The sequence below is a fragment of the Lactobacillus nasalidis genome (assembly GCF_016587775.1).
Classification (GTDB): Bacteria; Bacillota; Bacilli; order Lactobacillales; family Lactobacillaceae; genus Lactobacillus; species Lactobacillus nasalidis.
In genome coordinates this window covers 1-9,461 of sequence record NZ_BOCG01000258.1, presented here as the reverse complement: position 1 = coordinate 9,461, position 9,461 = coordinate 1, and the positions used below count along the sequence as shown (strand labels likewise).

The window sequence follows — 9,461 nt, the reverse complement described above, 5'->3', positions numbered from 1 at the left end:
TTCTCAATCTTTGTTTCGAGGAATATTTTAGCACGTATTCCTGTAGATCCCCAAACATATGTTTCTGAAGTATGACTAAAATTTGCGCTCTAACCTAAAGCAAAGTTCTGGCTTTCCTTACGCTAATTCAACTTAAAACCTACCTGCTATCTCTTACATATAATCAAACACATTAAGTACGTTTTTCGCCACTAGTATTATGCGCTTTTTGTAAAAGCGCTTCCTTAATATAATTATAACGCAAGGGCGAAGAAAAAAAGCACCCATCGAATTGATGAGTGCCTTTAAAAAATCTGTTGTTTGAGATTACTTCAAGTCGCTTACGCTTTCAGCAACCTTAACCTTGCCGTTCAAGATTTGCTTGCGGGCTGCTTGAACCTTGCTCCAAGTCTTGGAGTCGATGTTGCCCTTGGTTACAGAAACACCGTTGCCTTCAAGAGTGTAGACAAAGTGCTTGCCGCCTGGGAACTTGCCTTGGTATGCCTTTTCAGCAAGACGTTCAACAGCAACGTCCAGACCCTTCAGAACTGAAGTCAGAACGAAGTTGCTCTTCTTGCCGTCCTTGGAAGTGTAGCTACCCAGGTTTGATTGGTCAACGTCAACACCGATGACCCAAACCTTCTTGGAAGCCTTGCGGTTCTTGTTGATATCCTTGGCTTCAGTGAAGACCCCGTTACCAGCGTTGCCGGCTGCGTGGTAGATGATGTCCGCGCCGCTGGCGTACATTGATTGAGCGATTGACTTGGCCTTGTCAGTTGAAGTAAAGTTACCGATGTATTGGTCGTCAACCTTGATCTTCTTGCCCAAAGCCTTGGCACCTGCTTCAACACCTTGCTTAAAGCCGGCTTCGAACAGTTCCAGGGTAGCTGACTTGGCACCACCGATGTAACCTACGTGGTTGGTCTTGGTAGTGTAAGCAGCAGCGACACCAGCCAGGTATGATGCCTGGTTGCTTTCGAAGGTAACTGAAGCAACGTTCTTTTGGCCGCTGATCACGTCGTCGATGATCACGAAGTTCTTCTTAGGGTTCTTCTTGGCAGCGGACTTGATAGCGCTGGTCAGTTGGTAGCCGACACCGAAGATGGTTTCAAAGCCGGAGCTGGCAGCTTCGTTGGCGTTAGGAGTAAAGTCGGCGGCTGATGAAGATTCAAAGTATTGGTAGCCACCCTTGCCTTGCTTCAGACCGTGCTTCTTACCGAAGGCCTTGAAACCATTCCAGGCAGCTTCGTTGAAGGAGTGGTCGTCAATGGCGTTGTTGTCAGTGATAAGCGCGATGCTGTGCTTGGTGGTCTTAGTACCAGTTGAAGATGATGACTTCTTGCCTTGGCAAGCAGTTAACAGAACTGAAACTGAAACAGCAGCAGTAGCGATGGTTGCTAACTTTTTAAATTTAGAAACAGACACGTGATTTCCTCCGTTACAACACGAATGTTTGTGTGACAATCGCGAAAGATGTTTATTTTTATCTTAGTTTATTATAGTGTAAAAATAGAAAAAAGCAACAATATAAACGAAATTCCGAACTGCTTTTTGATAGCGGTTAACAAAAAAGCGAAACCTGGCTCTCGCAGGCTTCGCTTTCGCGGTTTATTTGAGCTTGAATTTAACCGTATTGTCGTTCCAAAATGAGGTTTTGTACTGCAGTTGCAACTTTTTGGCGGAAGTCTTGGCTTCGCCAACCAAATTTCCTGAAACTGAAGCGCCCTTGTCCAAGGAGCCGGCGTCCAGAGTGTTGTCAACATCCGTGTCAATCGCGTCAAGGTCAGTGTTGTTGCCATCCGCATTCAGCTTGAAGTCGAACGGATTGTAGTCTTGGCTTTCATCGGTGTGGTTGGTAATCGTAATGTTGATGATCACGAACTGCTTTCCGCTGTCTGGTCGGTTGTATTCGCTGCCTTGACTGAACTTGACGCTGTTGACTTTGATTTCATATCCCTTGTAAGATGCTTTCTGGCCGACTGAGTAAACCTTGTTCAAGGGATTGACTTCAGCTTTTTTCTTAGAGCTGGTCTGGGATTTGGCTGCCGAGTCAGAGCTATTGCTGCTATCGCTTGACCCGCCGAGGGCCCCGCTTCCGAAGAAAACGACAACCAGCACGACCAGCAGCCAGAACCACCAGCGCTTGTAGAACTTTTTCTTTTGTACGTACACATTCCCATTCTCATCTTTGATTTGCTTTGCCATGATTCCTATTCCTTCAAATTTTTTTACTCTCACATAAACCAGCGACAGTTTAAGTGTAGACTTTTAAAGAGAAGGATTGGTGGGCAGGCAGCCCACTAACGGCTAAAAGATGAAATCGCTACCGATAAGGCGGCTAAAGCCGTGGTCAACACCGTGGCCACGAGCAGGTAGCTGATGATGATCCCGCAGGCCCGGGTAAATTTGGACTTGGATGAATGGAAAAGGCACATGCTCTTGATATTGCGGTAGTTGCAGGCAAACAGGACAATCAAGAAAAGAACCATGAAAAAGGACAGGCGGAGCAGGAAACGGTCAGCCGCTGAGTCGCTCTTGGCTTCCATATTAAAGGAACTAAACAGCATCAATAGGTAGCCGCAAGCAGCTGTAAGCATGCGGGCGGGCTGATGGCTGCGGAAGCCTGGCAGACGCCAGCTTGGCCGGCCTAAGCCAGTGATGGCGTCCTTGAATTCCTTGGCGCTTTGGTAGCGTTTCTGGCTGTTGATATGGGTAGCTTTTTCAATGATTTCCCGTTCAGGCCCCTTATAAAGGCGGACGCTGGGCAGGCAGCCGGTATAAAGGACGTTCATCAGCACCCCGACCGCATAGAAGTCGCTGGCTGGCCCGCTCTGGCTGAAACCGAACTGTTCCGGGGCCGCGTAGCCCAGAGATCCCAAGATGCGGGTGTCGCGGTCGGCGTCTTCCTGCATGTTCCGGGCGATGTCGAAGTCGGCCAGGATCAGCTTTTTGCCATCATAAAAAATATTCTCTGGCTTGATGTCCCGGTGGATGATCGGCGGCGTCTGCTGGTGCAGGACCGCGAGGACGTCCAGCAGCTGGCAGATCAAGTCGTGGATCTGGTCAGAAGTGAGCTTGTGGGTCTCTAAGTACTGGTCGAGGCGGGGAGAAGCGATGTATTCTTCAACGACAGTCAAGCGGTCGCTTTTTTCTAGGCAGACAATTTTGGGAATCGCGGTGTCCAGCTCAGCCAGCTGTTCATATAAAGGAGCGTACTCTAAAGGAAGGACCCGCTCGATGTAAGGGGTTGGAGTCAGCTTCTCAACTTTGAAAATTGCCTTGTCGTCCGTTATTTTAATGGGGACGGGATTAACGTAGTCGCTTATTTTTCCTTGCTTCATCTCTGCCGCTTCCTATATAAAATCTTTCTGCCATAATGATAACAATGGGGGTAATAAATTGGAAACTGAAAAATTACTCGCTGCTTTGAAAGCAGATCATATTTCTAATGTACTAGATCAAGTGGCTGATTACAATTTTGCCGGCTACTTGAACAAGCTGATCGAAGATAAGGGGGTCAAGAAAAGCGAGCTCTTCAACGAGGCCATGATCGAACGCAGCTATGGCTATCAAATTTTGAAGGGACGGCGTCTGCCAGCAAGGAATAAGGTTTTGTCCCTGGCCCTCAGCTTGAAATTGTCTCTGGCTGAAACCAACCGCCTTCTGTCTTTGAGCGATAATGGTGCCCTTTATGCCAACGTAAAACGGGACGCGGTCTTGATCTACTGTTTGGTTAGGGGTATGTCGGTGATTGATACTGACCAGCAGCTGGCAAATTACGGCTACCAGAGCTTGAACGAAGAAGAATAATGCAGTAGGATGGCGGATATTAGTTGTTGGAGGAGGAAAGGGTAAAAATGGAAGAGCTGGTATTGAGTGCTTTAGCAGCTGTTTCAGCTTTGTTTGAGCTGACAAGTTTGGCTAGATTAATGCATGTGAGTTGGAAAATAGAAGATTTGCTGACGGCCGCGGGCTTGGGTGTCCTGACTTTTGAATTCATTCTGGCGAAAGAGGCAGACCAGCAGGTCGCCTTGTATCTGGCAAACATTGTTTTGCTGCTGTCGGCTTTTTACTTTTACCACCGGCAAAACTGGCAAAAACTTCTGTTTTATGGCTTGAGCGTGGCTTTGGCAAATCTGTTGCTTTTACAAGCGTTTCTCAAAGCTGGAAGGGGCTCTTTGCTGCTTATTCTGATCTACGCGGTTTTGGCATTAGCGGCAGAAGGCTGGCGGCGGCTAAATGAAAGAAGGCATAAGCAGCCGGATTATCTGCTGAAAATATATCTGCTGTCTAGTCTTTTAGCTTGGGATTTCAGCTTGTGGCTGTTTGGTTGGTCAGAGGCCAGCCTTTTGATCTTGCTGCTTTTGCAGGGCTGCTTGACCCTGCTGGTTTTATTGGCCAATCAGCGGGACTATGAACGGCAGCTGGCTGACCAGGATAGAGAGAACTTGCGCAGCTATCTGCAGAGTGTCAGAAAGAGCGAGGAAGAATTGCGGCGCTTTAAGCATGATTATCAAAACATGCTGCGCAGCTTGGAGCTTTCTTTAAAGAATGACCAGGCTTCAGCTGCCTTGGCCAGCTTGAAAAAGTACTCTGATGACATTTTGAAAAGAGAAGAATTGTGGCAGTTCAAGGACGTTGACCGGATTGCTGACCTACAGCTGCAGAGCTTGGTGATTGCCAAGCTGCAGGAACTCCGCCGGCGGCAAATCCGCTATGTTTTCGAGGCCCGGCAGATGATCGAAGTCCCGGCTGGAATTGACGTATATGATCTGATCAGAATCGTTGGGATTGCTTTTGACAATGCCATTGAGGAAAGCATGTCATACAAAGCTGGTGGACAGGTTCCTGTTGTTGAGATCATGTTTTACCGGGATCAGGAAAATTCTCTGGAATTTACCATAAAGAACAAGCTGCGTGACCAGCAAAAGAAAGATTTACCGGTTTTTAGCCAGGCAAACTTTACCAGCAAGCGGGGACACGCGGGTTTGGGACTGAGCAATGTGCAGGAGCTGCAGAAGAAATACGCGAATTTGTTTGTTGAGTATCGAATTGAAGGGGACAAGTTTATTTTCGCGCTGACTGTCGCGTAATTAGGAGGAAAAGATGACTGAAATTCTGGTATGTGATGACGACCTGCTGCAGGTGCGGTCTTTGGCAAAGACGGTCAAGCTGGCGGGAGAATTTTTAGCGGAGGATTACGGACAGACCGTTTCTGTTTCAGCAATGGGATCTCCGCAAGAAGTTTTGGCTTATGCGGCTGACCGGCAGGTTCAGCGGGGAATCTACTTTTTGGATATTGAATTTGCCAAGTCAGAAATGGACGGTTTGGACTTGGCAGAAGAGCTCTTGCGTCTTGATCCGCAGGGACAGGTTATTTTCGTAACCACGCATTCGGAGCTGGCCTTGCAGACTTTTCAGCGAAGAATCGGTACGCTGGACTATATCGTAAAAAATGCTGATTTGGACAGTCTGCAGGAAAGGGTTGTGGCGACTTTGCGCCTGGCGCTGGAGAGGCTTACGCGGCTGAATTTGGTCAAAAAGCAGACTTTTACCTATAAAGTCGGCCGGCAGCTTAGAAATATCAATACTGATGATGTCTACTACGTCGCGACGACGCCATTTCCACATAAGCTGCAGCTAGTCGCGAAAAATCTGCGGGCGGAGTTTGTCGGCAACCTTAAGCAGCTTGACCAGGAATGCGATTTTTTGCTAAAAATATCCCAATCTTGCTTGGTCAATCCTAAAAATATAGCTGAGATAGACCTGCGCTCCAGGACAATCACTTTATTTGACGGGGAGAAGCTGAAATATGCGCGGAGCTGTGGCCGCCGGCTGCGGGAGTTGAAGCAGAATTGACCGCTTATGACGGTTAAATGACTGGATTTGAATTTCTTGCCTCTCTTTTTTGCGCTGAAACTATAATTCTGATTAGGCCGAAAGGATAGTTCGGATGTAAAGGAGGTAAAGAAATGAATAGCTTGTTTTGGGTAAATTTGTTGATCGGCTGCGGGATGCTGCTGAGCGGCTTTAAGCAGTTGCCGGTGACTTTTAGCTGGCGGAAATTGGCAGTGATTTTTCTGACAAGCGGGAGTCTGCTCCTAGTTGAAGGGGTGCTGGTCAGAAAGGAGTTTGAAACGGCGCTGGTACTTTTTGTGATCGCGGCTCTCTATTTGCTGCTGGGCCTTGCCGGCTTGGTCATGATTTTTGTTAAAAAGGACCGGCAAGCTTTCAGTAGCGAAGATTGGCGCGATTTCGCGGCCGTCTTGATCATCAGTGCCTTGCTGGCCTTCTACTTTTTGCGGGATGCTGCTTTTGACTTGTCCAGCATGCTGCTGCCAGAAGCAATGTTTCTCGCTGGCCTGCTCCTGGTCTCTTGGGCTGTTAAAGCCGGGAAAAATTAATAGATGTAAAAGTGCTGAGCCTCCGCCCAGCACTTTTTGTGTCCGCTTTTTTAAAAAGATACCATTAGCATGAAAAAGGAGTATACTTTCAGTAACGAATGAAAAGTGAAAACAAGGTGAGTGAACAATGAAAAAAATACCAACCCTGCCCTTTAATTCCTCGCAAGGAATGATCATGCTGGCGGCCAGCATCTATAGCGTGGCCCTGTCCTTCATAGTCCAGGAGTACGTCTCCAGCCCCGCGGTCAACAGCCTGGTCAACAACATCAGCGTTGCCGTAAGCGTGGCCTTTGCCCTGGCTATCGGCAGCTTCGTTGACCAGCATGGTGCCTGGCGGATCCTTTTTTTCACCACCTTACTCTCAGGAATAGCCTGCCTGCTTCCGCCGCTGATTTTTAACCTGGACAAGGCGGCCTTCATCGGCGTCTTGATTGTCGTCGACATTGTCATTTCCGTTATCAGCGAGTTCGACAACGCCGCCAGAACCGTCTATATCGTCCGCAAGGAGAACCGGGAGGCCATTCCTTTGGTGCAGCAGGGGATCAGCTCGCTGAACTCTATCGCCTCAATTGTCGGTTATCTGCTGGTTTTCGTGACCCTCAGCTTCGTGGCTTTGCCCAACTACCTCTACCTCTGCGCCGCCCTTTACCTGCTGGCCCTCTTAATCTGGCTGCGGGTGCCGGCTGACCAAGTTGTGGCTTCCGCTCAACCTTCCTTCAGCTTTTCCATCCTGGCCCGCGACATCCGGGAATCAGTCAGCATCGTCTTTAAAAACAGCATTGCCTTGATCTTTGCCGCCGAAGTCCTTTTTACCTGCCGGAACCAGCTGGTCATGAGCCTGGTGATTCTAAAAATCGGCCGCTATGATCCCCAGTTCAAGTCAATCCTGGTGATTGGCCTGGGCATCATCTTGGCCGTGGCAGTCGGTGCTGGCCTCAACCGGGCCGTGGTCAACCTGCCTGCTGGCCTCAAAAAGCTCTCTGTCCTTACCATGATCGTTCTTTCTGCCGGGGCGACCTATCTGAGCGGCGGGGCAGGCAGCCAGCTGTCTCCCTTTGTTTTCGGCCTCCTGCTTGGCAGTATTTTTGGTACCGGCATCCCCGTCTACACCTACCTGGAAACCAGTCGGATCATGAAAACTCCCGCCGCCTACCAGGGACGGAGCACGGCCCTGCTCCGCTTCGTGGGCATCTTCTTGACCTTGATCATGGCCCTGGTCTTGGGCTTCTTTGAAGGCCGGGTAAAGAGCAGCGTGGCCCTCTACTTCTCAGCTGGAGCCATCATCCTCCTCGTCATCTTCTGCCTGGTCTTGCTCCAGTCCGCCCGCGAAAAAAACGCCTGATACGCAAAAAAATCTCTGAGCTCCGGCTCAGAGATTTTTGTTTTCTTTGCTTACTTGCTTGGGTGGCTTGGTACGGAAATCTTGCCGGCCAGAATCTGGCTGCGGGCAGTTTGTGCCTGCTTCCAAACGGAAGCTGACACGTAGCCCCGGGTCAGGTAGACCCCGTTGTGCTTCAAGCCGTAAACCAGCTGCTTGCCGCCTGGGAACTTGCCCTTGGCTGCCTTGGTGGCGATGTCCTTGACCGCCACGTTGACCCCGGTCATGACGCTGGTCAGGCAAAGGTTGGAAGTCTTGCCGTCCTTGGACTTGTACTTGCCCAGGCTGGACTGGTCAGAGTCGACCCCGATGACCCAGACCTTCTTGCTGGAGCTGGCCGGCAGTTCTTCGTTGATGGACTTGGCTTCACTGAACAAGCCCTGGCCGGCAGAACCGGAAGCGTGGAAGATCACGTCGGCCTTCTTGGCGAACATGGCCTTGGCGATGGACTTTTCCTTGTCAGCAGCCGTGAATGAGCCGACGTACTGGTTCAAAACCGTGATCTTCTTGCCCATCTTCTTGGCCGTGTCCTGCACGCCCTTGGCAAAACCAGCATCAAACAGGTCGACGATGTCCCCGTGAACCCCGCCGATGAAGCCGACCACGTTGGTCTTGGTGGTCCGGGCCGCAACTACCCCGGCCATGTAGGAAGCATCCTGGGACTTGAAGTTGGCGGAAGCCACGTTCTTTTGCCCCTTGATGACGTCGTCGATGATGACGAAGTTCTTGTCGCTGTGCTTCTTGGCTGCTGAAGCAATTGCCCCCTTAAGTGAGTAGCCGACGCCGAAAATGGTCTTGTAGCCGGCCGCAACCGCTTGGTTGATGTTCGGCGTAAAGTCAGAAGCTGAGCTTGATTCGAAGTATTGGTAGCCGTTGGTGCCCCGCTTTAAGCCCTGGGACTTGCCGTAAGCCACCATCCCTTCCCAGCCGGACTGGTTGAAGGAGTGGTCGTCAACCCCGGCAATGTCAGTGATCAAGGCCACGCTGGCTGAGCTCTTCTTGTTGGAGCCGCCGCCGTTTTGCTTGGCCCCTGAGCAGGCCGTCAAGGCGATCCCCGCTGCCAGGACGGTACCAGTTGCTAAAACTTGCTTGAATTTGATTTTCTTCACGATAAAATCCCCCTTAAATTTAACACGGTTACGATCTTATCAATATTTGGTGTCTGTGTCAAAAGGCCAACCACTAGATAAAGTGTTGATTTGACGGGATTCTGTTTTTTGCCAAAATGGCCGCAAGATATATGGCTCTAAGCTTGAGGAAGATACTAGAAAAAATAAAAAATTACCCAAAATTTTTCGGGTAATTTTTAAAAAGTTAAAAAACGTTTAACAGCTTGCAAATTGCTAAAGCGAAGTAGCTGGCCACGATCAGGGCCATCACGGTGAAGTGGCGGAGCCGGTTCATGACGAACATCCCGGCAAATTCCCGCAAAACCGCGTTGGGCAGGTAGTAGGGCCGGGTGTAGGAGCCGATTCCGTTGGCGTCCAGCCCCGCCTGCTTGGCATAGATGGCCGACCGGAAAAGGTGGTAGTTGCTGGTGAAGAAGCAGGCCCGGAAGTCGCCGTTGCCGAAGTCGTTGTAGGCCACGATCTGGGAGAACTCCATGTTCTGCTCGGTGTTCCGGGACTGGTCTTCCAGCAGGATCAGGTCCCTTGGCACGCCCCGCTTGATGGCGTAAGCCGCCATGGCGGCCGCCTCGG

At 50.0% G+C, this 9,461-nt stretch carries 10 protein-coding genes; 5 read left to right on the top strand and 5 right to left on the bottom strand.

Going from position 1 to position 9,461, the window contains the following annotated elements; all coding sequences use genetic code 11:
* Window positions 1-306 precede the first annotated feature (306 nt).
* The 3 genes from lacNas_RS04560 to lacNas_RS04550 form a co-directional block, all read right to left on the bottom strand.
* Complete coding sequence (locus lacNas_RS04560) at window positions 307-1,404, bottom strand: BMP family lipoprotein (protein WP_201331776.1); 1,098 nt, start codon at window positions 1,402-1,404, stop codon at window positions 307-309.
* Between the two features lie 183 nt (window positions 1,405-1,587).
* Window positions 1,588-2,184, bottom strand: coding sequence for a DUF4352 domain-containing protein (locus lacNas_RS04555; RefSeq protein WP_201331777.1), 597 nt, complete (start codon window positions 2,182-2,184; stop codon window positions 1,588-1,590).
* Window positions 2,185-2,279: 95 nt separating this feature from the next.
* Complete coding sequence (locus lacNas_RS04550) at window positions 2,280-3,320, bottom strand: serine/threonine protein kinase (protein ID WP_201331778.1); 1,041 nt, start codon at window positions 3,318-3,320, stop codon at window positions 2,280-2,282.
* A 58-nt stretch (window positions 3,321-3,378) separates the two neighbouring features.
* On the opposite strand from lacNas_RS04550, the gene lacNas_RS04545 reads away from it, so the two are divergent.
* From lacNas_RS04545 to lacNas_RS04525, 5 genes are all read left to right on the top strand, one after another.
* Complete coding sequence (locus lacNas_RS04545; protein WP_016396105.1) at window positions 3,379-3,789, top strand: hypothetical protein; 411 nt, start codon at window positions 3,379-3,381, stop codon at window positions 3,787-3,789.
* Window positions 3,790-3,836: 47 nt separating this feature from the next.
* Entirely contained in the window at window positions 3,837-5,072 is a 1,236-nt protein-coding gene (locus tag lacNas_RS04540; protein WP_201331311.1) for a GHKL domain-containing protein, read from the top strand.
* 13 nt (window positions 5,073-5,085) lie between these two features.
* Window positions 5,086-5,838, top strand: a complete 753-nt coding sequence (locus lacNas_RS04535; protein WP_201331310.1) for a LytR/AlgR family response regulator transcription factor — start codon at window positions 5,086-5,088, stop codon at window positions 5,836-5,838.
* Window positions 5,839-5,951: 113 nt separating this feature from the next.
* A complete protein-coding gene (locus lacNas_RS04530; protein ID WP_201331309.1) occupies window positions 5,952-6,383 on the top strand; it encodes a hypothetical protein in 432 nt (143 codons plus the stop codon).
* A gap of 127 nt (window positions 6,384-6,510) precedes the next feature.
* Complete coding sequence (locus tag lacNas_RS04525) at window positions 6,511-7,725, top strand: MFS transporter (protein WP_244661420.1); 1,215 nt, start codon at window positions 6,511-6,513, stop codon at window positions 7,723-7,725.
* 50 nt (window positions 7,726-7,775) lie between these two features.
* On the opposite strand, the gene lacNas_RS04520 is transcribed toward lacNas_RS04525, so the two are convergent.
* Both lacNas_RS04520 and lacNas_RS04515 read right to left on the bottom strand, forming a co-directional pair.
* Complete coding sequence (locus lacNas_RS04520) at window positions 7,776-8,870, bottom strand: BMP family lipoprotein (protein WP_201330474.1); 1,095 nt, start codon at window positions 8,868-8,870, stop codon at window positions 7,776-7,778.
* A 205-nt stretch (window positions 8,871-9,075) separates the two neighbouring features.
* A partial coding sequence (locus lacNas_RS04515; RefSeq protein WP_201346634.1) for a YdcF family protein occupies window positions 9,076-9,461 on the bottom strand: 386 nt, incomplete at its 5' end.